23 protein-coding genes are annotated in these 22,893 nt (G+C 62.4%); 10 read left to right on the plus strand and 13 right to left on the minus strand.

From position 1 onward, the window contains the following. Positions 1–16: 16 nt before the first annotated feature. Genes ACF6ZU_RS15890 through ACF6ZU_RS15900 form a run of 3 tightly spaced genes read left to right on the plus strand, consistent with a single transcriptional unit; the run spans position 17 to position 3,003 of the window. On the plus strand, positions 17–1,330 hold the full coding sequence (locus ACF6ZU_RS15890) for a contractile injection system protein, VgrG/Pvc8 family (RefSeq protein ID WP_392885112.1): 1,314 nt from the start codon (positions 17–19) through the stop codon (positions 1,328–1,330). Continuing rightward, positions 1,327–2,109: a DUF4123 domain-containing protein gene (locus tag ACF6ZU_RS15895; protein WP_392885113.1), complete on the plus strand. Its 783-nt coding sequence runs from the start codon at positions 1,327–1,329 to the stop codon at positions 2,107–2,109. Before ACF6ZU_RS15890 ends, ACF6ZU_RS15895 begins: the two co-directional genes overlap by 4 nt. Before the next feature lie 18 nt (positions 2,110–2,127). Further along, positions 2,128–3,003 carry an alpha/beta hydrolase gene (locus ACF6ZU_RS15900; RefSeq protein ID WP_392885114.1) on the plus strand — a complete coding sequence of 292 codons (876 nt, stop codon included), beginning with the start codon at positions 2,128–2,130 and terminating at the stop codon, positions 3,001–3,003. Here the strand turns inward: ACF6ZU_RS15900 and ACF6ZU_RS15905 are convergent. Then, the gene (locus tag ACF6ZU_RS15905) at positions 2,997–4,346 is read right to left on the minus strand and encodes an MATE family efflux transporter (RefSeq protein WP_392885115.1); all 1,350 of its coding nucleotides are present in this window, start codon (positions 4,344–4,346) and stop codon (positions 2,997–2,999) included. The two genes, ACF6ZU_RS15900 and ACF6ZU_RS15905, sit on opposite strands and share 7 nt — an antisense overlap. Before the next feature lie 151 nt (positions 4,347–4,497). Further along, positions 4,498–4,791: a hypothetical protein gene (locus tag ACF6ZU_RS15910; RefSeq protein WP_392885116.1), complete on the minus strand. Its 294-nt coding sequence runs from the start codon at positions 4,789–4,791 to the stop codon at positions 4,498–4,500. A 244-nt stretch (positions 4,792–5,035) separates the two neighbouring features. Here ACF6ZU_RS15910 and ACF6ZU_RS15915 point away from each other — a divergent pair, with 244 nt between their 5' ends. The 4 genes from ACF6ZU_RS15915 to ACF6ZU_RS15930 are packed head-to-tail and all read left to right on the plus strand — an operon-like array spanning position 5,036 to position 7,327. Then, entirely contained in the window at positions 5,036–5,338 is a 303-nt protein-coding gene (locus tag ACF6ZU_RS15915; RefSeq protein ID WP_017336358.1) for a MazG-like family protein, read from the plus strand. After that, the gene (locus tag ACF6ZU_RS15920) at positions 5,338–6,087 is read left to right on the plus strand and encodes a methyltransferase domain-containing protein (RefSeq protein ID WP_392885117.1); all 750 of its coding nucleotides are present in this window, start codon (positions 5,338–5,340) and stop codon (positions 6,085–6,087) included. The genes ACF6ZU_RS15915 and ACF6ZU_RS15920 overlap by 1 nt, the downstream gene beginning before the upstream one ends. A 12-nt stretch (positions 6,088–6,099) precedes the next feature. Further along, on the plus strand, positions 6,100–6,714 hold the full coding sequence (locus ACF6ZU_RS15925; RefSeq protein ID WP_392885118.1) for a DUF4136 domain-containing protein: 615 nt from the start codon (positions 6,100–6,102) through the stop codon (positions 6,712–6,714). A gap of 55 nt (positions 6,715–6,769) precedes the next feature. Continuing rightward, the gene (locus ACF6ZU_RS15930) at positions 6,770–7,327 is read left to right on the plus strand and encodes a DUF4136 domain-containing protein (RefSeq protein ID WP_392885119.1); all 558 of its coding nucleotides are present in this window, start codon (positions 6,770–6,772) and stop codon (positions 7,325–7,327) included. A 365-nt stretch (positions 7,328–7,692) separates the two neighbouring features. Here the strand turns inward: ACF6ZU_RS15930 and ACF6ZU_RS15935 are convergent, their stop codons facing one another. Both ACF6ZU_RS15935 and ACF6ZU_RS15940 read right to left on the minus strand, forming a co-directional pair. Continuing rightward, positions 7,693–8,043, minus strand: coding sequence for a hypothetical protein (locus ACF6ZU_RS15935; protein WP_392885120.1), 351 nt, complete (start codon positions 8,041–8,043; stop codon positions 7,693–7,695). 17 nt (positions 8,044–8,060) lie between these two features. Further along, a complete protein-coding gene (locus ACF6ZU_RS15940; protein WP_392885121.1) occupies positions 8,061–8,420 on the minus strand; it encodes a hypothetical protein in 360 nt (119 codons plus the stop codon). A gap of 621 nt (positions 8,421–9,041) precedes the next feature. On the opposite strand from ACF6ZU_RS15940, the gene ACF6ZU_RS15945 reads away from it, so the two are divergent. Further along, positions 9,042–10,898: a pilus assembly protein TadG-related protein gene (locus tag ACF6ZU_RS15945; RefSeq protein ID WP_392885122.1), complete on the plus strand. Its 1,857-nt coding sequence runs from the start codon at positions 9,042–9,044 to the stop codon at positions 10,896–10,898. Here the strand turns inward: ACF6ZU_RS15945 and ACF6ZU_RS15950 are convergent. Both ACF6ZU_RS15950 and ACF6ZU_RS15955 read right to left on the minus strand, forming a co-directional pair. Further along, positions 10,895–13,624, minus strand: coding sequence for an ATP-binding protein (locus ACF6ZU_RS15950; protein ID WP_392885123.1), 2,730 nt, complete (start codon positions 13,622–13,624; stop codon positions 10,895–10,897). The genes ACF6ZU_RS15945 and ACF6ZU_RS15950 overlap by 4 nt on opposite strands. Next, the gene (locus ACF6ZU_RS15955; protein ID WP_392885124.1) at positions 13,621–14,061 is read right to left on the minus strand and encodes a TadE/TadG family type IV pilus assembly protein; all 441 of its coding nucleotides are present in this window, start codon (positions 14,059–14,061) and stop codon (positions 13,621–13,623) included. The genes ACF6ZU_RS15950 and ACF6ZU_RS15955 overlap by 4 nt, the downstream gene beginning before the upstream one ends. A 75-nt stretch (positions 14,062–14,136) precedes the next feature. Between ACF6ZU_RS15955 and ACF6ZU_RS15960 the strand changes: the two genes are divergently transcribed. Both ACF6ZU_RS15960 and ACF6ZU_RS15965 read left to right on the plus strand, forming a co-directional pair. Continuing rightward, on the plus strand, positions 14,137–14,607 hold the full coding sequence (locus ACF6ZU_RS15960; protein ID WP_392885125.1) for a prepilin peptidase: 471 nt from the start codon (positions 14,137–14,139) through the stop codon (positions 14,605–14,607). Between the two features lie 113 nt (positions 14,608–14,720). Beyond that, positions 14,721–15,503 (plus strand): response regulator transcription factor, encoded by a 783-nt coding sequence (locus tag ACF6ZU_RS15965; RefSeq protein ID WP_392885126.1) that lies wholly within the window; start codon positions 14,721–14,723, stop codon positions 15,501–15,503. A gap of 841 nt (positions 15,504–16,344) precedes the next feature. On the opposite strand, the gene ACF6ZU_RS15970 is transcribed toward ACF6ZU_RS15965, so the two are convergent. From ACF6ZU_RS15970 to ACF6ZU_RS16000, 7 genes are read right to left on the minus strand one after another with little or no spacing between them, the layout of a single operon-like run. Next, positions 16,345–16,620 (minus strand): DUF3613 domain-containing protein, encoded by a 276-nt coding sequence (locus tag ACF6ZU_RS15970; protein ID WP_392885127.1) that lies wholly within the window; start codon positions 16,618–16,620, stop codon positions 16,345–16,347. A 13-nt stretch (positions 16,621–16,633) separates the two neighbouring features. Continuing rightward, positions 16,634–17,347 carry a tetratricopeptide repeat protein gene (locus ACF6ZU_RS15975; RefSeq protein ID WP_392885128.1) on the minus strand — a complete coding sequence of 238 codons (714 nt, stop codon included), beginning with the start codon at positions 17,345–17,347 and terminating at the stop codon, positions 16,634–16,636. Positions 17,348–17,357: 10 nt separating this feature from the next. Continuing rightward, positions 17,358–18,248, minus strand: a complete 891-nt coding sequence (locus ACF6ZU_RS15980; RefSeq protein ID WP_392885129.1) for a type II secretion system F family protein — start codon at positions 18,246–18,248, stop codon at positions 17,358–17,360. Then, positions 18,245–19,129 (minus strand): type II secretion system F family protein, encoded by an 885-nt coding sequence (locus tag ACF6ZU_RS15985; protein ID WP_392885130.1) that lies wholly within the window; start codon positions 19,127–19,129, stop codon positions 18,245–18,247. Before ACF6ZU_RS15985 ends, ACF6ZU_RS15980 begins: the two co-directional genes overlap by 4 nt. 10 nt (positions 19,130–19,139) lie before the next feature. Continuing rightward, on the minus strand, positions 19,140–20,420 hold the full coding sequence (locus tag ACF6ZU_RS15990) for a CpaF family protein (protein ID WP_392885131.1): 1,281 nt from the start codon (positions 20,418–20,420) through the stop codon (positions 19,140–19,142). Beyond that, the gene (locus ACF6ZU_RS15995) at positions 20,417–21,613 is read right to left on the minus strand and encodes a CpaE family protein (RefSeq protein ID WP_392885132.1); all 1,197 of its coding nucleotides are present in this window, start codon (positions 21,611–21,613) and stop codon (positions 20,417–20,419) included. Before ACF6ZU_RS15995 ends, ACF6ZU_RS15990 begins: the two co-directional genes overlap by 4 nt. Beyond that, positions 21,610–22,872 (minus strand): type II and III secretion system protein family protein, encoded by a 1,263-nt coding sequence (locus ACF6ZU_RS16000; protein WP_392885133.1) that lies wholly within the window; start codon positions 22,870–22,872, stop codon positions 21,610–21,612. The genes ACF6ZU_RS15995 and ACF6ZU_RS16000 overlap by 4 nt, the downstream gene beginning before the upstream one ends. Positions 22,873–22,893 lie beyond the last annotated feature (21 nt).

Genomic DNA, 22,893 nt, shown 5'->3' on the forward strand with positions numbered 1-22,893 from the left:
CTGTAGAGAATCGCCGATGTTCGATCCAGTCAACGAACCGTCATTTCGTCTGGATGTAGCCGGTCTGCCCGAGCCTTTCGAAGTCCTGGCCTTTACCGGTAGAGAAGCGATCAGCGAGCCCTTTGTGTTCGACGTGGATCTGCTGATCGATGACCCGACGCTCGACCTTGCCAGCTTGCTCTACCGTCCGGCCGTGTTGCATTTCGGGCCCGAGGGCAACGCTTTGCAGGGTCAATTGCATGAACTCGTCCAGCGTGACCATGGCCCGGCCGTGAGGCTTTGCCAGGTACGACTGGGGCCCAGGCTGGCGTGCCTTTCCCAGCGTGTCAGCCAGCGGATTTTCAATGCGCTGTCGGTGCCCGAGATCCTCAGCCAGGTGCTCCGGGAGCATGGCATTGCCGGCAAGGATCTGCGCTTCGAGTTGAGCGGCGATTACCCGCCCCGTGATTTCTGTACGCAGTATCGGGAATCCGACTTGCAATTTCTCCAGCGCCTTTGCGCCCAGGAGCGATTGCATTACCACTTCGAGCACCACGCCGACGGGCACTGCATGGTGTTTGGTGACGGCCGCGGGCATTTCAATCTCGTTGCGAACGCGCCGTTCCAGACCGATGGCCGGCAACCGGCGGTGCGTCAGTTCCAGCTTCAGGCCGGGCAACGCAACGCGCCCAGTGTCGAAGCTCGCAGCGACCTGCCGATGTTGCGCAGCGGGTGCCTGATGCCGTTGTCCGGGCATCCGGTCGCCGACTGGAATCATCTGTGGTTGCTGACCCATGTCGAACATCAGGGCAGCCAGGACCCACAGGTGCCTTACAGCAATCAGATCCGCGCGATCCATTGGGAAGCCTCCTTCGAACCGCCTCATCGTGCGGTGAAACCCCGGATGCACAGCCTGCAACGCGCCTGGGTGGTCGATGTCGACGAGCCCCGGCCGGATCCGTCGAGGCCGGTGGCGGTGCAGTTTGACTGGCTTTATCAGGGGGAGGGCGCGAGCCCCAGCTATTGTTGGTTGCCGCTGGCGGCCGGGCTGGACGATCCGGGTGTCTCGCCGCTGAGCGTAGGCACCGAGGTGGTGGTGAGCTTCATCGAGGGCGATCCCGATCAGCCGTTGATTTGCGGGTTTCTTCCCCCATCGTCGACGGTCGAGGAGGCGGAGCTTGCCACCCCGCCAGAAGCAGTACCCAAGGATGGAATGCTGGAACTGCTGCGCTCGGGCGAGCCGTTGGTGCTGTTGTGTCTGATGCCCGGCGGCGGCAGTTTCAGCCATTGCGCACAGGGGCTGTGTGCCTGTCGGGCGGTGACCGGGTTTGGTCAGAGCGGTGCGGCATGATCGGCGCCACTCCGCAATGGCTGTTGCTGGATGTGCCGAGTGCTCCTCAGGCGGGAGCGCTGCTGCAACAGACGTTCGCCCGGGCTCGCCGATTCTGGTTGTTCGAGGGCACGGAATGGCATGCATTGCGCGCACAGGGACCGGCCCTGATCGACCTTCGAACCTGCCCGGCGCTGGCCGAATCCTGCTACGACCAAATGCAGGTCTGGCGCGGTTTGCTGGTGGTCAGCGAGGCTTCGTCATCGCAGTTGCTGGCGCACTTGCGGCGCATGCTCACCGTCACGCTGGGCCTGCATCACCGGGCCTTGTTGAGCTATTACAACCCCAACACCGCCAGTTATTTTTTCGATGCCTGCGATGCCCGGGATTTGAGTCGCTGGCTCGGCCCCATCAGCCGCTTGCACTGGTTCGGCGGGACCTGGGCCGACCGGGCAATCGGCAGCCAGGGCTGGCAGCAATTGCTCAATCCGCAGCTCGCCGTCAGCCCCTTGGCAGTCGAAGAAAGCCTCAGCCCGCGTCAACGGGAAAAACTGCAGACCTGCCTGCTGGAGCAACATGCCTGGCACTGGAGCCAATCCACCGGAACCGATTACCAGCGTTTGTGGGCGCACGTGCAGGAAGGGCTGGCGCTGGGTTTCAGCGAACGACCGGTGCTCGATGGCTGGTTATGGCTACGCTTGCAGTACCCCCGCGCGCTGCTGGTACCGCCGCTGTCGGGGCTGACGCAGCAGGAACGTCTCGACGGTTTACGTCAACGCTGGCAAAACGATCAACCCTGAACACGAGGTTCGACCTACATGGCGGGCACTTTCCAGCGACTGTTCAACCTGGCAATCGGCGGATTGTTGCTCCTTGCGATAACGGCATGCTCACCGTTGAAAATGCTCAATGCACTGACACCCGGCGGCAGTTTCGACAAGACCGAAGGCATTGCCTACGGCGATGATCCACGGCAGAAACTGGACGTGTACGTGCCACGCCATTCTGTGGAAAACGCTCCGGTGGTGGTGTTTTTCTATGGCGGAAGCTGGAACAGCGGCTCACGTGAAGATTATGCTTTTGTCGGCGAGGCGCTGGCTTCGCGGGGGATCGTGGCGGTGCTGGCGGACTATCGGTTGTATCCACAGGTGCGTTATCCACTGTTCCTCGAGGACGGGGCGAAAGCCGTGGCCTGGACCCACGCGCACATTCGGCAGTTTTCCGGAAACCCGCAACGTTTGTTCCTGATGGGCCACAGCTCGGGGGCGTACAACGCGGCGATGCTGGCGCTGGACCCTGGCTTGCTGGGCGCCGTGGGCCTGTCGCCGCACAACATCAGTGGCTGGATCGGCCTGGCGGGACCTTACGATTTTTTGCCGATCAAGAATCCGGACGTGCGCCCGGTGTTTTTCTGGCCGGATTCGCCGCCGCAGTCGCAGCCGATCAATCATGTCAGTCGTGGTGCACCGCCCGCCTTGTTGATGGCCGCGACGGACGATGATCTGGTGAACCCGACGCGCAACACGGGCGGCCTGGCGCGCAAGTTACGGGAGGCGGGCGTGCCGGTGCAGGACCTTTATTTCTCGCGTCCCGGTCACGCCACGCTGGTGGCGACGCTGTCACGCCCGATGCGCGGCCTGGCGCCCGTGCTGGACCAGGTCGCGGCGTTTGTGAAGGCCACGCCCGGTCAGTGAGCCTTGCCGCTGAACCAGCCGTCGTTGTTGCGCAACGACCAGGCGATCGCGCCGAGTGTCAGGCTACGCACCACCATGAACAGCAAGAAAGTTATCCACAGCCCGTGGTTGCCCAGGCCTTGCAGCGCCCATCCGAATGGCAACGTCAGGAGCACCGTCAGCAGCATGCCGTTGCGCATTTCCCGGGCGCGGGTCGCGCCGATGAACAGGCCGTCGAGCAGGTAGCTCCCGACCGCGATCAACGGCAGGGCGGCGAGGTAGGGCAGGTAAATGAACGCGGTGTCGCGGACACTCTGGATGTCGGTCTGCATCTCGATGAACAAGTGCCCGGCGAACAGAAACAGCACTGCAAACCCCAGGCTCGCCAGCAACGACCAGCCGCAGGCGACCACTAACGAACGGCGCAGGGCGTCACGGTCTCGCGCTCCAATCGCATGCCCGCACAAAGCCTCCACGGCGTGGGCCAGTCCGTCGAGAGCGTGAGCGGTCAGCAGCAGACCGTTGAGCAACAAAGCGTTGGCCGCGACGGTCGCATCACCCAACCGCGCGCCTTGCACGGTGATCAGAAAAAATACCGATTGCAGCAGCAGGCTGCGGATGAAGATGTCGCGGTTGACCGCCAGCAGTGGTCGCCAGCTCTGCCACAACGCCAGCGCGGTCCAGGCGATGTGGCCGGGGTAGGCGCGCAAGGCCTTGCGGGTCATCAACAGGCCGATCAGCGCGCCGGTCCATTCGGCGATCACCGAGGCCCGGGCGGCACCGACCACCCCCCATTCCAGGCCGAGGACGAACCACAGGTTCAGCGCAATGTTGACCAGGTTGGTGCTCAGCAGAATCGCCAGCGGTGCCCGGGCGTTCTGGGTCCCGAGAAACCAGCCGACCAGTGCGTAACTGGCCAGCGCGGCGGGCAGGCCGAACAGGCGGGTGTGGAAAAATTCGCGGGTCAGTTGATCCAGTTCTGCCGAGGGTTGCATGAAGTGCAAGGCAACGCCGCTCAGCGGGATACCCACGGCGCCCAGAACAATGGCGAGCCCCATGGCCAGCAACAGGCCCTGTAAAAGAATCTGCCGCAGCGCCGCGCCATCTCCACGGCCGGCGGCCTGGGCGGCAAACCCGGTGGAGCCCATGCGCAGAAAGCCCATGGCCCAGGCCAGAAAGGTATACAGGCTGGCCCCGACCGCGACGGCGCCCAGTTGATGGGCGTGGGGCAAGTGGCCGATCACCGTGCTGTCGACCAGTGCCACCAGCGGTACGGAAATGTTCGAGAGGATCATGGGGGCGGCGAGCGCCCAGACCCGGTGATGGGTTGGGCGGTCGCGCCAGTCGGCGATCAGGTTGGACATGCGGGCTCCTTGGAGAGCCGGCATTGTAGCGACACATTTGAATCCGCCGCGATTCATTGTAGGAGCGAGCCCGCTCGCGATGGTGTGTCAGCTACGTAGGTGTCGGCTGACACACCATCGCGAGCGGGCTCGCTCCTACAGGGGGGTGGTGTTAATGAATAATCCAGCTCAGCAACCACAACCCCAGCACCAGCCAGATGATTCCCATGATGATCGACGCATTCATGAACGCGCGGATCGCCGACCACAACAGCATCAGCCCGAGGATCAAAGCGATGATGCTGATGATCGACGTGTCCATGCCCAGCGCACGGGACAACCCTTCGACGAAATTCCCGCCGGCGTGGCTCAGCAGGTTGAACAGGCCGCTGAGGGCGTCAACGATAAAGCGGATGACTGAACCCAGCGCCTGGCCGAGCCATTCAAAAAAACCTTCTACCTGCATGTTGTTGACGTCCTGATGTATGGGGTTGAGCCTTGGGCCATTGATTACAAAGGGGAGTTCCCTGCAAGCATAGAAGGTTGCGCTCCTGTGGGAGCGAGCCTGCTCGCGAAGCGGCCTGCCAGTCAACGCCGATCTTGACGTTAATGACGCATTCGCCGGCAAGCCGGTCTCGCTCCCACAAAAACAAGACCCACTTGCCATCCCCGAGCATCCCCCCGAAGCTATACGCCTTCAGGAGAGCCCGATGAACCTTGTTGAACTGACCGAACGCCTGCACGCCATCCGTGACCGCAATGACTGGCGGCAATTTCACAGCCCGAAAAACCTGGCCATGGCCGCGAGCGTGGAAATGTCCGAGCTGGTAGAGATCTTCCAGTGGCTGAGCGAAGACCAGTCGCGCCAGCTGCCAGCAGACAAACTGGCCCACGCCGGGCAGGAAGTCGGCGACATTGTGCTCTACCTACTGTTGCTGTGCAGCGAACTGGGACTGGACATGAATGAAGTGGTGCGCAGCAAACTCGCGGACAGTGAACGGAGGTTCAGCTGATGAGCGACCGTCATTTCGATCAACTGGCGACCCGTTTTGCCGAAAAGATCTACGGCGGAGCCAAGGGCGCCATCCGCCTGGCGGTGCTTCAGGCTGACCTCGCCGAAACCCTGCCGGACCGTCCGTTGCGGGTCCTCGACATCGGCGCGGGTCTGGGGCACATGTCGTTGTGGCTGGCCCAGCGCGGTCATGAGGTGACACTGGCCGAACCTGCCGAGCCGATGCTTGAAGGCGCTCGTCAGCGGTTCGCCGAGGCGGGGCAGACCGCAACGTTCATTCAGGCTCCGTGGCAAGACCTGCTCGGTCAGCTCACCGAACCCTACGATCTGGTGCTGTGCCACGCGGTGCTGGAGTGGCTGGCCGAACCCCACGCGATCCTGCCGGTTTTGCATCAGCTGACCAAAAAAGACGGCTGGTTGTCCCTGGCCTTCTACAACCGCGATGCGTTGATCTACCGCAACCTGCTCAAGGGTCATTTTCGCAAGATGCGCAAGAATGACATGGCCGGCGAAAAGCAAAGCCTGACCCCGCAACAGCCGCTTGATCCGCGGGAACTGGCGGCGCAACTTGAAGGCTTGTGGCAGGTCGAAACACAGAGCGGGGTGCGTGTTTTTCACGACTACATGCCGGTGGAATTCCAGGCCCGCGCGGAGCTGGTGGACTTGCTGGAAATGGAACTGGCCCACCGGCGTCACCCAAGTTTTGCCGGACTTGGGCGCTACCTGCACTGGATCTGTCGGCCGGTCTGATCGGAGCACGAAATGAAAAGTCGTTCAGGGTTACTGGTGATCTGCCTGGGGCTGGCGGCCTGTCAGGGCAGCAATCCCTACGTGGCCAGTTCCAAGCCTTTGCCACCGGCGCCGCCCGAGGCGGCCACCACCTTCGATCGCAGCGCCTACCCGGCCGCGCCACGGGACTACGGCCGCTACCGCAGCTGGGCCTGGCTCAACGGGAACCTGCCTGCTGGTTCGGCGTGGGCGGATTCGGCGCAAGTCGCCGAGGCCGTGAGCAATGCCCTTGACCAGCGCGGCTTGCGGCCGCTGCACGACAATCGCCCGGCGGACCTGTTCGTCAGCGCCAATCTGCATCTGGAAACCCGCCTGCGTCAGGTGCAGGATGACTACGGTTATTACGGCGGCGGCTATGGCGGCTACAATCGCTACGGCAGTGGTTATGGCGTATACAACACGGTGCCGATCGTGCGGACCTATTCGGAACAAGTCGTGGTGGTGCAGGTGGACCTGTTCGATGCCCAGAGCGGTCAGCCAGTCTGGAGTTCGAGCGCCGAAACCAGCAACAAAGGCAGCCAGAGTGCACGCGCCGATGCCATTCGGGAGGCTGTGGAAAAGGCGATGTCGGCGTATCCTCCCAGTTAGCTTCTTGTAGATAAGAAGCGTTCCGCAGGTTCATGTCTTCAACCGGAGAATCATCATGTTCCGCCGTCTCGCTTTACTGGCAGTGGCCGCGCTCCTCAATGCCTGCGCCGGCAACCAGGTCAATCATGACTTCGACGCCAGCCGTGATTTCGCCGCCTATCGCAGCTGGAGCTGGAAAGAACCCGCTCTGCAATATCGCCCCGATGACCCGCGGATCAAGAGCGACCTGACTGAACAGCGCGTCCGCCAATCGGTGGCCGATCAGCTGGATCAGCGCGGACTGCGCCCGGCCGCTGCGGGCAGCAAGGGGGATGTGAGTGTGCAGACTTACCTGATCGTCGAGGACCGTCAGCAACAAGTGACCACCAACTATGGCGGCGGTTGGGGTGGCCCGTGGAATGGTTACTGGGGCGGGCCGATGTATAACGAAACCCGCAACGTCAGCTACAAGGTGGCGATCATCCAGATCGACCTGCTCGACGGCAAGGACGGCAAACTGGTGTGGCGTGGCAGTGATGAGCAGATCCTCAGCCGCACGCCGAATCCGTCGGACCGTAGTACGGCGATACGTGAGACGGTGGGACGGATTCTGGCTAATTATCCACCTAGGTAAGGCGCTGTACCTGTAGGAGCCGGCTTGCTGGCGATGGCGTCCGCATCGTGGGAGCGTACATATCCATTCCTGCGGTAACGGCGGCTATTGGTTTCGCCCTTACGGCGAGTCACTTGGAGAAGCGCCAAGTAACAAAGCGCTCTTGCCCCTTTCGTTCGGTGCCTCGCTAATGCTCGGCATGCCCTCGTTCCGGTCCTGCTCCGTGGGCCCGCCGCCATCGGCCATCCATGGCCGGGGGCGGCTACCGCGGCATCCTTGCCGCGGTGCCCACTGCGCAGAACCTCCACTCGGCCTCACGAGGGGGCGTACACCGCAAGATCAAAAGCGAAAGGCGAGCTAACGCTCGGCCTGATGAGTGGTGAAGATCAAAAGCACACGAGATTCCCTGTAGGAGCCAGCTTGCTGGCGAAAAACGCCCAGACACCGCGTTCATCCAGACAACCCGCGTCATCGTTAACGTCCATCGCCAGCAAGCCGGCTCCTACAATTTTGACCGTGTGAACCCGATCCCCTGTGGGAGCGAGCCTGCTCGCGAAAAACGTCCAGACACCGCGCTCATCCAGATCGCCCGCGTCATCGTTAACGTCCATCGCCAGCAAGCTGGCTCCTACAATTTTGACCGTGTGAACTCGATCCCCTGTAGGAGCGAGCCTGCTCGCGAAAAACGTCCAGACACCGCGCTCATCCAGATAGCCCGCGTCATCGTTAACGTCCATCGCCAGCAAGCCGGCTCCTACAATTTTGACCGTGTGAACCCGATCCCTGTAGGAGCCGGCTTGCTGGCGAAAAACGCCCAGACACCGCGCTCATCCAGACCGCCCGCGCCATCGTTGACGTCCATCGCCAGCAAGCTGGCTCCTACAATTTCGACCGTGTGAACCCTATCCCCTGTAGGAGCGAGCCTGCTCGCGAAAAACGCCCAGACACCGCGCTCATCCAGACCGCCCGCGCCATCGTTGACGTCCATCGCCAGCAAGCCGGCTCCTACAATTTTGACCGTGTGAACCCGATCCCCTGTAGGAGCGAGCCTGCTCGCGAAAAACGCCCGGGCACCGCGTTCATCCAGACAGCCCGCGTCATCGTTAACGTCCATCGCTGGCAAGCCAGCTCCCACAGTGGAATGCGCTCGATCAGAAAACCCGATGCCCTGTAGGAGCGAGCTTGCTCGCGAAAAACGTCCAGACACCGCTCTCATTCAGACAACTCGCGTCATCGTTGACGACCATCGCGAGCAGGCTCGCTCCCACAGGGGGAATGCGGTCGAACCGAGAGCCAGGTCGGCTACCAGGCCGCCTCGGCGGCTGTGGCGGTGGTCGCCCCCTCGAGAGGCCGAGTGGAGGTTCTGCGCAGTGGGCAACCCGGCATGGATGCCGGGTTAGCAGCCCCCGGCCATGGATGGCCGATGGCGGCGGGCCCACGGAGCAGGACCGGAAGGAGGGAATGCCGAGCCTGGGCGAGGCACCGAACGAAAGGGGCAAAGGCGCTTGGTTACTTGCCGCTTTTGCAAGTGACTCGCCGTAAGGGCGAAACCAATAGCCGCCGTTACCTAAATAACGGATATGTCCCCAATCCCAATCCCAACCCCAACCCCAACCCCAATCCCAGTTTTTTACGATTTGGGATGGCGCGTTGCCAGCAGCCTTCCCAACCTTGTCTACACTCACCCACACCAATGGAGGTAGCGCTCGGCAACGCGCCGGCAAAGGAGTGCGCGATGTTTCCCCGCTGGCAATTCCACGGCCCGGCCCGGCAACAAGGGGCGATCGGCCTGATGGCCGCACTGACCCTCGCCCTGGCCCTGGGCTTCACAGTGCTGGTCGTCGACAGCGGCCGGCTCTATCTGGAACAACGCAAACTGCAGAGGGTGGCCGATACCGCCGCCCTCGAAGCCGTGACCCGCAACGGCAATTGCCTGGCCGGAATGAGCGCCGCCAGCTACGCCACGCAAAGTGCAACGCGCAACGGCTTCACCGTCAACGCCACCGGCACACTGACCGTCAATTGCGGCACCCTGCAGACCGGCGCCGACAACCTCCGCGCGTTCACCGTCGACGCCACCAAATCCACTGCCGTGCGCGTCATCGCCACCCACACCGTACCCACCAGCGTGGCCGCCGGCATTGGCGCCTTGCTGTCCGGCGGCCCCGCCAGCCTGACCACCCGACTCAGCGCCACCGCCGTCGCGGCAAGCCCCTTGCCGCCAGTGGCGCAGCTCGGTATTCGCAGCACCGTGGCCGACGTCAACTTGCTGAGCCCGCTGTTCAGCTCGCTACTGGGCGGCCCGGTCAATGTGAGCGTGGCGAGCTGGAATGCGCTGCTCGGGGCGAACATCAACCTGCTGAACTACATGGATCAACTGGCGATCGACCTGCACGTTACGGCGGGTGACTACGATCGTTTGTTGCAGACGGATGCGACGGTAGGACAGCTGATCAAAGCCGCTGCCACCGTTGCCCGGGCCAATGGTGCGACGGCCCAGGCGGTGGCCGGTCTCGACGCATTGATCACCGCCGCCGTCAGCCCGGTGAAGCTGCACCTGGGCGACCTGTTGAAGCTACAGACCGGGGGACCGGCATCCGGCCTCGATGCCGATCTGAACGCGTTGCAGCTGATTCAGGCGTTCGTCCAGTTGGGCAACAGCAAGAATGCCCTGGCGGCGACGTTGCCGCTCAATCTCCTGGGCTTGGGCCTAGGGGCGACGGCCTCGATCAAAGTCATCGAGCCGCCACAGTTTTCGGTGGTGGGCAATCCGGCATTGGCAAAACTGGCGCCTCTGGGCGCGAACCAGATCTATGTACGCACGGCGCAGGTCCGGGTTTTGGTCACCTTGGACCTTTCGTTAGCCACCAACATCATTGGCCTCACAACCAGTATTTTGTCGGTGGTCACGGGGTTACTGGGCCTTGATCTCCAGGTCTTGCCCAGCCCCAATCTGGACGTGAGCCTCGAAGCGGGTGGTGGCAACAGCTACGTCACCGACTACACCTGCGTCAGCGACACCAACAAGAGCCTGGTGGTGAATGCGACCACGGCGGTCGCCACCTTGCGGGTCGGCAAGGTGAATTCCAACTGGGCGTCTTCGGCCGCACCGCTGACGGTCACACCGATTACCCTGCTCGACATCGGGCATAAACCCTGCGGCAGCTGCGCACGTATTCCTTACGCCGGCGGCGGCGCCGACCTGATGATCAACAGCCCTGCCTTGCAGACCTCGGCCAGCCACACCTTCATCAACCCATCGAATGTCGGGGTGCCGCCTGTTTCGCCTTACACCCTGACCGCCACCAACGCGATTGCCGGGCTTTCCCAGGCGGTCAACGGAGTCCAGCTGACGGTCCATGCGCCGACGTTCAATCCGGGCGCATTGCTGCAGCTCGTTTTCAACACACTGGTGAGTTTGGTGAATGGCGTGCTGTCGACATTGGTCACCACGTTGAGCGGCATCCTCAGTCCGCTGCTGGACGATCTGCTCAACAATATTTTGCAGACCCTCGGCATCGAGGTCGGGAAAATCCAGGTCGACGCCAACCTCACCTGCGGACAAAAAGGCAAAGCCTACCTGGTGATCTAGACCACCCCGACAATCGGCAGCTCGATACAGAACCGCGCACCCTCAGCCGAGTTGCTCACGCTGAGTTTTCCGCCCATGTTCTCGACGATGCCATAGCTCACCGACAACCCCAGCCCGGTGCCTACGCCGACCGGTTTGGTGGTGAAGAACGGTTCGAAGATCCGCTCCAGCAATCGCGGATCGATACCGCCGCCGTTGTCCTCGACCCACAGGCGAACCGAGTGTTCATCCCGCTCGGCCTGCACTGAAATCCACGGGTTGAAATCGCGATCGGCCTCGCGCTTGCTCAGCAACGCGTCACGGGCATTGACCATCAGGTTGATCAGCACCTGTTCCAGCTGATCGACATAACCGCGCACCTGCACCTCGAAACCGCTTTCCCCGACCCGCAGCTCGACGCCTTTGCCGCGCATGCCTTCGGCCAGCAACGACAGCGTGCCTTCGATGGCGTCAATCGGGTTGAACGGATGCTGCTCGATCTCCGAGCGGCGGCCGAACACGCGCATGTGATCCACCACCCGCGCCGCGCGTTGGACCTGGGCGTCGATGCGGTTGAGCTTGTCGGTGAGGTAATCGATCTGCACATCGCCGTTGCTCAGGCGTTTGAGCACGTTGACGATGGCCATGCGCATCACGTTCAGCGGTTGATTGATTTCATGGGCCAGGCCGGTAGCCATTTCGCCGAGGGTGGCCATTTTCGCGCTCTGGGCCAGTTGCTGCTGGGAGCGTCGGACCTCGGTGTTGTCGCGGCCGACGGCCTGGATTTCCAGCAAGCGGCCCTGCTCGTCGAACACCCCGCGATCCGACCACACCCACCACGCATGCTCCCGCCCCGGCAATTGCAAGTTGATCTCCGCGGTGCTGACCGGAAATTCCGGGCTCAACTGGCTGAGGCGCTGGAAGAAAGCCTCGCGCTGTTCCTGGGACATCCAGCTGCCCAGATCGACCCCCGGCAGTTGCTCGGGCTGACATTCCAGATAGGTCGCCAGCGGGCGATTGCCAAACGTCAGGATCAGGTCGGGGCGGTAGCGGCAGATCATCGCCGGGGAATCCTCGACCAGGATCCGATAGCGTTCTTCGCTCTGTTTGACCTGTTCGGCGGCCAGGGTCGCTTCGGTCACGTCCAGCCACAGGCCGACGGCTTCGACCGGCAGGCCCAGGTCATCGCGCAACAGCTTGGCTTCGTCGAGCAGCCAGTGGTAATCACCGCGATTGTCGCGCATTCGATAGCGCGCACGCACCGCGCCTTCGCGAAGCAGTTGCCGGGTGCGTTCGAAATAGCGGTCGCGGTCTTCGGGGTGAACCCGTTCCGCCAGTGCCCCGGCGTTGCAGTCGGCCGGGGTCAGGCCCAGCAGTGGCAACAGGCTGTCGCTGAAAAAAGTCGGCAGCAGCGCACCTTCGACGTAACGCTGTACGTAGATCACCGCCGGTGAACTGGCGATCAGATTGTCCAGCCGGGCATGGGCCGCCGCGGCATTTTGTTCCTGGTTCTTGATGTCGCTGATGTCGAGCATGAAGCCCACCAGCCTTCGGTGTTTGCCAAGCCCCAGCGTCTGGCCTTGCAAGCGATACCAGGTCGGCGCGTCGGGGCTGTGCAGGCGCACGCATGACAATAACGGTGCGCCTTCATCCCGCAAGGCTCGCAGGCGACTGCGCAGTTCTTCGCGGTCGGCCGGGTGGATCTGCTCAAGCCAGTCGTTCACCGGCATGCGTGTGTTGGTCAGGTTCAGGGTGTTGGCCAGCGAGGGGGCCAATTGCACTTCGGCACTGTCGCTGAAGACTTCCCACCAACCGGTGCCGAGCAAGGCTTGCAACGATTCCAGCCGCTCCAGTTGCAGGTGATGCCGGTGCTCTCGCAAGCGTTCGAGCAGAGGCCCCGCGAGCGCGGCGGCGAGTTGCAGCCAGTCACGCTCGCCCACGTCAGGCGCACGTTGCTGCACCGGATAAAAACCACAGAGCACCCACGCGGCCACGCCTTGCGCATCGTGATAAGGCACCGCGAGCCCTTCGGCATTCCCGAACAGGCTGTGCAGGCGCGGGTGTTCACCGAGGGGCAAATGTTGCGGCGCGGAGCCGTTCAGACTGTCCAGGCCGGTGCCCAGGCGCTGGCCGTTTTGCCACAACTTCGGCGCATCGAAAGCCGCGTAATGCTGATGGATCTGCCAACCGTCTTCCTGTTCATCCAGCAGCGCCACGGCAAGGCACGGGATCTGGAAACGCTGGGCCACACTCTGCAATTGCTCCAGCAGCACTTCAGGCAATCGCGTCAGGCTGCACAGGCGCAACTGATCGCTGATCTGCGTCGCGAGCAGCTGGCAGTGTTCGCGGTTACGGGATTGCCGGCGTTCGTGCAGCAGGTCGCCGATGTCCAGCAACTGCAACAGCCAGGTGTCGGCCAGCGGTTGCACCCAGCCGCGCACGTGCAGGGGCTGGCCACTGAGGTTGTAGAAATCCAGGTCCAGGGTTTGTCCCTGCCAGTCGGCCGGCCGGCCTTCGACGGCGAGGCTGCTGTGGGGCATGAGGAAATCGAGCAGGAGCGGCGCCCGCGCGTTGGACGGTTGCTGGGCCAGGCCATGGCGCAGCGGACCGGTCATATGCAGCACTCGACCTTCGGCATCGAGGTGAATCTGCAAACCGGCACGGGCCACGTTCAGGTGGCTGCTGTCCTCGGCCTGGGGCGGCTGGCGATTGAGCAGGCGCCCGAAGAGCGAATCCCCGGAACTCAAAATTGCAGGCTCGAACTGGCGGTGAGTGTCGTTGGCAGATTGGGCACCGTGCCGATTCCCGGCAAATTCAGAAACGGGATGACTTGTCGGAGTTTGCTGCTGGGGTAGTTGATGGAGACCTTCAACACCCCGCCTGTGTAAGTGGCGCTGGCGTCGGTGGCGACGTTGAAATTCAGCGCGGCGGGAATCCAGCGCAGTTGCCGGGTCAGTTCGGCCGTGGCAAGGGCTTTTAGCGCGCTGTCATACCCCGGAGTATTGGTGTCCAGCGCCACGCTGCGGCGTACGGCTTCCGCAGTGGACTGGTTGAACGATTGCAGGAGCAACAGCGGAACGCTGTACGCGACAATCCCATAGAACACGGCGAAAAAGATGACGAACACCAACGTGAATTCAATGGCGGCGGCGCCTTTTTGCTTGCGGGGGAGGTTGGTTTTCATGAGTGCGTCTACCCTGACAGTCACTGCGTAATGTCAGCATAGAATCATTCAGCCAAAACGGACGTTTTTTACCGCATGCAGAGTTTTTTCCTACTGATCTGGCTGACGCTTTGCGCAGCACAGGATGTTCGAGAGCGACACATTGCCAATGGACTGACCCTCGGCGCGGGCGTTTTGGCGCTGGGGTATCTGTGGTGGGCCGGCGCCACCTGGCTGGGCGCCGACGCCGTGCAGGGCGGCTGGGCGTGCTTGCTCGCGTTGGGTTTTACCCTTCCCGCCTATGCCATGCGACGCTTGGGCGCGGGCGATGTGAAACTAATGACAGCCTTGGGTCTCGCGACGGACGGTATGCACGTACTCGGGACGTTTATCGGTGCCGGATTCGCCAGCATTCTTTGGCTGCTGCTCGCGCCAAAACTCTGGCTTCATATGAGTCAAGGACTTAGAGATCGTCTTCGATATCTAGGGCCCGGAACGTCAAACAAGCAGCCATTTGCGCCCTTCGTGCTGGTGGGTTTTTCGCTGGCGCTGCTCTGGATCCAATGATCGGTTGTGCATGTACAGAGTCAGAAAGTCGGTCTATTTTCAGTTCAGTAGTTATACAGCCCGTGGCTGTCGGTACAGGAACAGTCAGCCTTTGGCTATGCAGGGAGTTGCATGTGAACAAGCCTACCTCCGCAGTAAAAGTTCTGGTGGTCGATGATCAGCCGCTGATCGTTGAAGAACTGTGCGAATTTCTCGAAAGCAGCGGTTATCGCTGTGTGCCTTGTGAGTCCAGCCGGCAGGCGGTGGAGCGTTTCAGCGGAGACCCGGAAATCGGCCTGGTGCTGTGTGATCTGCACATGCCTGGCCTCGACGGAATTCAGCTGGTGCAGGAGCTGCAACGGTTGTCCGGCAAGCATCGGGCGTTCGAAGCGATCATGCTCACCGGGCGCGCGGACAAGCAGGATGTGATCAAGGCCTTGCGTGCCGGGATTGCCGACTACTATCAGAAGCCGATCGATCTGGAAGAGATGCTCGAAGGCGTTCAGCGTCAGGAAGTGGCGTTGCAGGAGCGGCAGAAGAACTTGCAACTGGGCCACTTGAACCAGAAGCTGCAATTTCTTTCCGAGTCGATTGATGACCTGTATCAGGACCTGGACAAAGTTCGCCGTAACCCGCGGGTGCCGGATGCGTTTGATGGCGAGGTCAGTGATCTGGACCGGCTGGAGATCCCGGCGATTTTCAATCAGTTGTCACCCCGGCAGCTGGATGTGGCGCGGTTGGTGGGCAAGGGGCAGACCAATTACCAGATTGCCTGTGAGCTGGGGATTACCGAGAACACGGTGAAGTTGTATGTGTCGCAGGTGTTGCGCTTGACGCACATGCATAACCGCACGCAGTTGGCGTTGGCGTTGTCGCCCAGCAATTCCGGGTTGCGTCAGCGGGTGACTGCCCACTGACTTCATTCGGATTTACAGGGATAAACTTTCGGATATACACGGACAAACTGTAGGAGCCGGCTTGCCGGCGATGGCGGCCTTTTGGCCGACCATTTTCTATCGGGTGTACATATCCATTTCTGCAGTAACGGCCGCTTGCGGTTTCGCCCTTACGGCGAGTCCCTTTTGTCAAACGCCACAAAAGGAACCAAAAAGTCTTGCCCCAGCGTCCGGCCCCTCGCTTGGGCTCGGCGTTCCCTCGCTCCGGTCCTGCTCCGTGGGCCCGCCGCCATCGGCCATCCATGGCCGGGGGCGGCTAACCCGGCATCCATGCCGGGTTGCCCACTGCGCAGAACCTCCACTCGGCCTCCCGAAGGGGCAGGCAGATCAAAATCAAAATCAAGATCAAAAGCGCAAGGCGAGCTAACGCTCGGCCTCGTGGTTTGGTGGGTGTACGCCGATCCATTGTAGGAGCCGGCTTGCCGGCGATGACGGCCTTACAGCCAACTTGCCTTCGCGGATGTACCACGCCTTTGTAGGAGCCGGCTTGCCGGCGATGACGGCCTGACAGCCAACTTGCCTTCGTGGATGTACCACCACTTTGTAGGAGTCGGCTTGCTGGCGATGACGGCCTGACAGCCAACTTGCCTTCGTGGATGTACCACCACTTTGTAGGAGTCGGCTTGCTGGCGATGACGGCCTGACAGCCAACTTGCCTTCGCGGATGTACCACGCCTTTGTAGGAGCCGGCTTGCTGGCGATGGCTGCCTGACCGCCAAACTGTTTTCGCGGATGTACCCCGCACCTTGTAGGAGTCGGCTTGCCGGCGATGGCGGCCTGACAGCCACCAAAAAAACCTCCGCTACCCACCCGACCCACTGTCCACCTTCCCCCCCTCATCCTGATCGAAGAACCGCGGGATCTCATGCTCATAACTCTTCAGCCACCGCTGCATGCTCAACTCGCGTTCCGTCGCTGTTGAGGTCTGGGGTGTGGTCGAGGCTGCTTTGTTGCGGCTTTGCAGTTGCAGCCAGCCTTCGGTTTCCTGTTGCTGCGGCGAGGCAGGCCCTGCGTCGATGGCGTGGGCGAAAAGCGGTGTGGCCAACAGGGTGAAACAACACAGAACTGTGGTTTTCATCAACGCCATCTCCCTACTGAATGCTCGGTGCCACGACGGCTGCGACCTGGTTCGCTGCGGTCGGGACAGGCTTGGCCGGTGCCTTGAGTTTTTCTGCGCGGGCCTGGGCTTCAGTGACCTGGGCGGGGCTCAGGCCAAGGCGGCTGACCAGTTCGGCGGCGCGGCTCCAGTCGTCCTGGTAGATCAATAAGGTCACCAGGTTCAGTGCGGCCAGCGGGTCGCTTTGCTTGAGTTCCATGGCGGTCAGAAACTCGAACCGCGCATCCTCGACGCGCAATTGATTGAGGTACACCACGCCCAGGTCATTGCGGATTTTTTCGTCTGTCGGCGACAGTCGGGCCGCCCGTTGCAAATGCGCCTGGGCCTGGCCGTTGTCGCCCTTGGCGGCGGCGAGCTGGCCCAGGCCATGTTCGGCTTCGGCGGCCATGCAACCGCCGAGCAGGCTGCGGTACAACGGCTCGGCCTCGCTGCGGCCCAGCAGTCGATACACCTTGGCCTTGCGCAGGCGTACCTCCGCCAGGTTATCCGGCAGGCTTTGCAGGTTGGCCAGGCTGGCGTGGAGTTTGCCGTCGTTGGCCATGTCGTCCGCCAGGTTCAGCGACAGCTGTTCATCAGAGCTCAACTTGCCGCAACTGGCGGTGTTGGTCAGGGCGTTCCAGGGCGTCTGGCCGTTGCTTGCGCAACCACTCAACAGCAGCAGGCTCAAACCGGCGATCATTGCTTTCATCAGGTTCCCTCTAAGAAACAAAGGCGCGGGCCAGGGCTGTGAAACCGGGGCCGGCCAGCACGATCAACAACGCCGGGAAGAGAAACAACATCATCACGACGGACATTTTGGCGGACATTTTCGAGATGTATTCCTGCAGGCGCGTCAGGCGGCGGTCGTCCAGCAACTGCTTGAGCGCCAGCAAGGATTTCATCGCGCCGCCGCCCTGATGGAGCAACTGCTGGAGGATCACGCAGGTGTCGGTGAACTCTTCCACGGCGAGCAATCGGGAGGCCTTGTTCAACTCCTCGCCCAGCTCCAGGCCAGAGTCGACGCGGGCCAGCACCAGGCGCAATTCATGGGTCAGGGCCGGGAGGATCTGTTTGCCCTCGTGGCTCAATACGCGCAGCGATTGCTCCACGGCCATGCCCGATTCGAAGAGGATGCGCAGCAACGGGATGAAGGTGGAGATCTCGATGGCCAATTGTTTTTGCCGACGCTGGGCGGCGGCGGCCAGCAGGCGTTTGGGCAGCAGGTAGCCGATGGCGGTGGCGAAGGCCGGGCCGATCCAGGGGTTTTCCACGTTCGGGAAAAACAGGCTCTGGATCAACAGGCTCAGGGCCAGCGCGAGCACTGGCACGCCCACCTGGAAGGCCGCGAACAACGAGCGACGCCGGGCGCTGCGCCACCCCAGGCGGTTGAGCAGGATCTGCGTTTCGTTGTCCAGGTTGACCGAGCGCTGGCCGATCCGGCTGCTGCCCAGTGCTTGCAGCCAATGGCCCATGCGGTTGTCATTCAGCGGTTTGCCATCCAGCCGCTGCGCCACTTGCCGAACCCGGCGCCGCCGTTCCAGCAAGCTGCTGAGCAACAGCAGCCCGGCCCCTAGAAACAACAGGGCGCTGATCAACAGTGGGATTTTCATACGCTGCGCAACATGCGCCAAAGCGCCAGGCTGCCCACCACTTGCAGGCTGAAAGCGGTGGCAAGCATGATTTGCCCCGAGTGATCGTTCCACATGGCGAGCAGGTAGTGCGGGTTGGTCAGCAGAAAGTACCCGGCCAGGCCCACCGGCAAACTGCCCAGCACCCACGCCGTAACTCGGGTTTCACCGGTCATGGCGCTGAGCTGGCGTGAGGCCTGCTCGCGCTCGCGGATCATCTTGATCAGGTTGTCCAGCAGCTCGCTGGCGTTGCCGCCGTAGCGATGATTGACCTTCAAGCCGAGGGCGAACAAACGCAGTTCGTCTTTCTCGTACAGCTCGGCGAGGTCCGACGCGGCGTCCGGCAGGCTGACGCCCAGTTGCACGTTGCGCTGCACCCGACCCATGGCGTCTTTCAGCGGCTGTTCGGCGGTGTCGATCGCGCCCATGACCGCGTCGGCCAGGGTTCGACCGGACTTCAGGCTGCGCACGGCGTGATCGAGCAGCTGCGGCAGTTGTTCGATCATCCGCTTGAGCCGGCGTTGATAACACCAACTGACATACAGCCGCACGGCCAAGGGCGGCAGTAGCAACAGCGCCAACGCGCCGATCCAGCTGCCGAGGGCAAAACCGAACACGATGCCAAACGCCCAGAGTGCCAGCCATAAGCCGATGCGTTCGGTGGGGCGGCCGAGACCGGCGCGCAAAAATGCCCGTTCGAGACCAGCCCAGGACGATTTCTCGACCACCAGTTCCGGCTGACCTTCAGTCAGTCGCCCGAGCACACGATCAGTGCCGGACTGGCGCAAGCCGCGATAGAACAAACGCACCGACAACCCGAGCAACGCCAGGCAAACGAGGATGAGCAGCAGCGGTTTGAGCATGCTGTGGCCTTCAATAGGCAGTGGGAGAAAGCGCCGAGCCTCGGCGCAGTTTGTCGCCCGCGGGGTTGACCGCTTCGCGCATGAAACCGAAACCTGTGCGCCGGTCGAGCCGGAATAGCGTGTTGGTGACGTAGACGTCATCACGGATGCCGACGACTTCCACCACCTCGCTGACGCAACGGCGGCCATCGGGCATGCGCGTCAACTGGATCACCACGTCCAGCGCCGCGCAGATCATTTGCCGCAGGGTGCGTTCGGCGATGGTGCGGCCCGTCAGGCCCACCAGCGTCTCCAGGCGCAGCAGCGCATCCTGGGCGTTGTTGGCGTGCACCGTGCTCATCGAGCCGTCGTGACCGGTGTTCATCGCGGTGAGCACGTCGACCACTTCGACGCCACGAATCTCGCCGAGGATGATCCGGTCCGGACGCATCCGCAGGGCATTGCGGATCAGGTCGCTGGATTTCACCTCACCGTGGCCTTCGGCGTTGGGCGGGCGGGTTTCCAGGCGCACGACATGTGGATGGCCGAGTTGCAGTTCGGCAATGTCTTCGATGGTGACGAGCCGTTCGTGGGGGTTGATCAACTGGCTGAGGATGTTCAACAGGGTGGTCTTGCCGGTGCCGGTACCGCCGCTGATCAGGATATTGCAGCGCTTGCCCACAGCCTCCTCAAAGAAGTCGAAGATCGGCTGGTCGAGGGTTTGCATCGCCACCAGGTCCGCGCTTTTGAGCATGTCCTTGCGAAATTTCCGAATCGACAGGCACGGCCCATCGAGGGCGATCGGCGGAATGATCGCGTTGACCCGGCTGCCATCCGGCAGTCGCGCATCGACCATCGGCGACGACTCGTCGAGCCGCCGCCCCAGTGGCGCAAGAATGCGCTGCATGACCCGCTCGACGTGGTGCGCATCGATAAACCGCAGGTCACTCTGATGCAGCACGCCGTCCCGTTCGATGAACACCCGATGCGGCCCGTTGACCAGAATCTCGGTCACCGCCGCGTCGCGCAGCAGCACTTCCAGCGGCCCGAAACCGGTGAGCTCATCGACGATCTCTTCGGCCAGGCGCTCCATCTCGTAACGGGAAATCGCCAGGTGCAGGCGGGCGATGTATTCCGCAACTTTGTCGATGACGAACTGCGACAGCACTTGCCGCGAACCTTCCAGCAGGTTTTTCCCGGACTCTTCGATGGCGTCGATGATGTAGCGGTGCAGCACCAGCTTCAGGCCTTCGTGGTCCGAGTTGCCGGACGTGGTGCGCACCGGTGCGCCAAACAGTTTCTCGCTGTTCATTGCGTGCCTCGCAAGCGGTCGAACCAGCCGGCCTTGGGCTTGGCCAGGCCTTCGGAGCGTTTGGCCAGGCGTTCGCCGAGGGAGCGCAGACTTTGGGTGACGCCTTCGCGCGGGGCCAGTTCGAACAGGGTGACGCCCTGGTTTTTGGCGTTTAGGCGCACTTCCGGGCTGTAGACGAGGGTGGCGATGACTTCCATGCCGAAGGTTTTGCCGAGGGTGTCAGCGTCCGGGGCGACGTTGCGCAGGTAGCGGTCCACCAGCAGTTTGGCGTGATCGAGCTTCATGCCTTTTTCGCGCCAGGCATTGAGCACGGCCAGGTTGCGCCGACAATCGAGCACGTTCTGATCGGTGTACCACAGCAGCTTGTCGCAATGGCTGACGAAGGTGCGCAAGGCTTCGCTGTCGGGCTGGCCGGTGAGGTTCACGACGATGTGCTGGAAGTGCTGGCGCAGGGCGCTGAGCAGCATGTACAGCTCGGCGGCGCTGGTGTGCTCCAGCGGTTCATCGTTGTAGGCGTAGGCGAGAATCCGCAGCCCGGCGGCGCAATGGGTGAACGCACTGTCGATGAGTGTGGTGTCGAGGCGTCGCAAGTGGCGCAGGGCATCGCCGAAGTGGAACGAGCTTTCAAGCCCAAGCAACGCCAGGCTGTCGCCGCGGGGCAGGCCGAGATCGAGCAGCAGCGTTTGCTGCCCGCTCTTCTGCACCACCTGCGCCATGTGCGTGGACAGCAGCGCGCCGTCGGCATTGCTCTGTACGCCGTAGAGCACGGTCAAACCACCCAGTTGCGTATTCGGCGCCACCGGCGGCAGGCGTTTGCTCAGTCGGCGCACCAGGCCGGAGACCTCGCTGGAGCGCGAGCCGTAGGCGACGAAATCCCGGGCTCCGGCGCGCATGGCGTTGAGCACCAGCTGGTTGTCCATGCCGTCGCCCAGCGCGACGATCGCCAGCATCGGCTTGGCCTCCAGCGCGCCTTCGATCAACGCGCTTTGCGCCACCACGTGTTCACGGTCGAGGCCGACGAACACCAGGTTGGCGAAGGTCACGTCCACCAGTGCCAGCAGCTCGTCGAGGCTGCCGCCCCCGGCGCTGACCACTTGGCCCAACGGCGCGAGGGCGCCTTGCAGCCATTCGAGGTCGGTGCTGTTGCGCGTTATCGCGAGGAAGGTCTGGCTCAAACTTTGGCTCTGGCTCATTGCGATAATCCGCTGCGTTTATCGAAGTTGCCGTTTTCAAGGAAATACAGGCGATACCAGTTCGGGTCGTAGTTGCGCAGTTTTTCCCCGGGCAACGAAGGCAATTGCGCATTGGCCGCCAATGGCTGGACCAGGTGCGGCGTGACGATCATCAGCAGCTCGCGCTCTTCGCGGTTGACCTGAGAGTTGCGAAAGAACGCGCCGAGAATCGGGATATCGCCCAGCCCCGGAAACTTGCTGACTTGCGAAGCGTTGTGTGTGCTGATCAAGCCGCTGATGACGAAACTCTCGCCGTCGGCCAGGGAGATGCTGGTGTCGGTGCGGCGAATGGTGAACGCCGGCACGGTGGTGCCGCCGATGGTCACGCCGTTGTTGTAATCCAGTTCGCTGACTTCCGGCGCCACTTTCAGGGCGATGCGGTCGTGGCTGACCACGGTCGGCGTGAGGGTCAGGCGGATGCCGAATTCCTTGTACTCGATGGAGTAGCTGTTGCTGTTGGCGCTTGGTACCGGGATCGGGATTTCACCGCCGGCGAGGAAACTCGCGCTCTGCCCGCTGAGGGCCACCAGGCTCGGGCGCGCCAGGGTGTAGGCGAAACCGCTGCCCTCCAGCGCATTGATGATGCCGAGGAAATTGCCGCCGCCGAACACAATGTTGAAGCTGTCGTTGAGCAAGGGGATGCTCGGCACCGCAATGCGCGGGTCGATGTTGAACAGGGGCAGCACGCCGGGTGTGACGAAGGTGTTGGGCACCGTGCCGGGGGAGCCGAACAGGAAGTTGTTCGAGCTCTTGCCGAAAATCGAGGTGCCGGCCTGTTTCAGTTTGGTCCGGCTGACTTCGACGAAGCGAATGTCGGTCTGCACTTGCGACGGCAGCAGCGGGTCATCGGCCGACAGTGGCTTGGCCGTCATGGCTGCCGTCGCCCGCCCCTGAACGAACACCATGCTCTGACGCGGCGCACTGGCGCAGGCGGTCCAGACCATCAGGCTGGTGGCGCCGGGCGCCATGCCCGTGAGCAGGAAAGCCTGATTGCCATTGACCCGCACGTCGGCGATTTTCGGGTCGCCGACGGCAACACGGGTGATCGCCACGGGAGATTGCAGTTCCTGTTGCAGCCCTTCGCCGACCTCCAGCGCTGCCGGCAACGGACCCAGTGCGGCACAATTGCCGACGGCGGCGACGGTCGCCGTGAGTGGCGACCCGCTCAACAACGAGACCCAGAGCAGGCCTTGGAACATGGGCATGGAACGTCTGCGCATTTAGATGCGTCCTTGCTCGAC

Source organism: Pseudomonas migulae, from assembly GCF_043225285.1.
GTDB lineage: Bacteria > Pseudomonadota > Gammaproteobacteria > Pseudomonadales > Pseudomonadaceae > Aquipseudomonas > Aquipseudomonas migulae_C.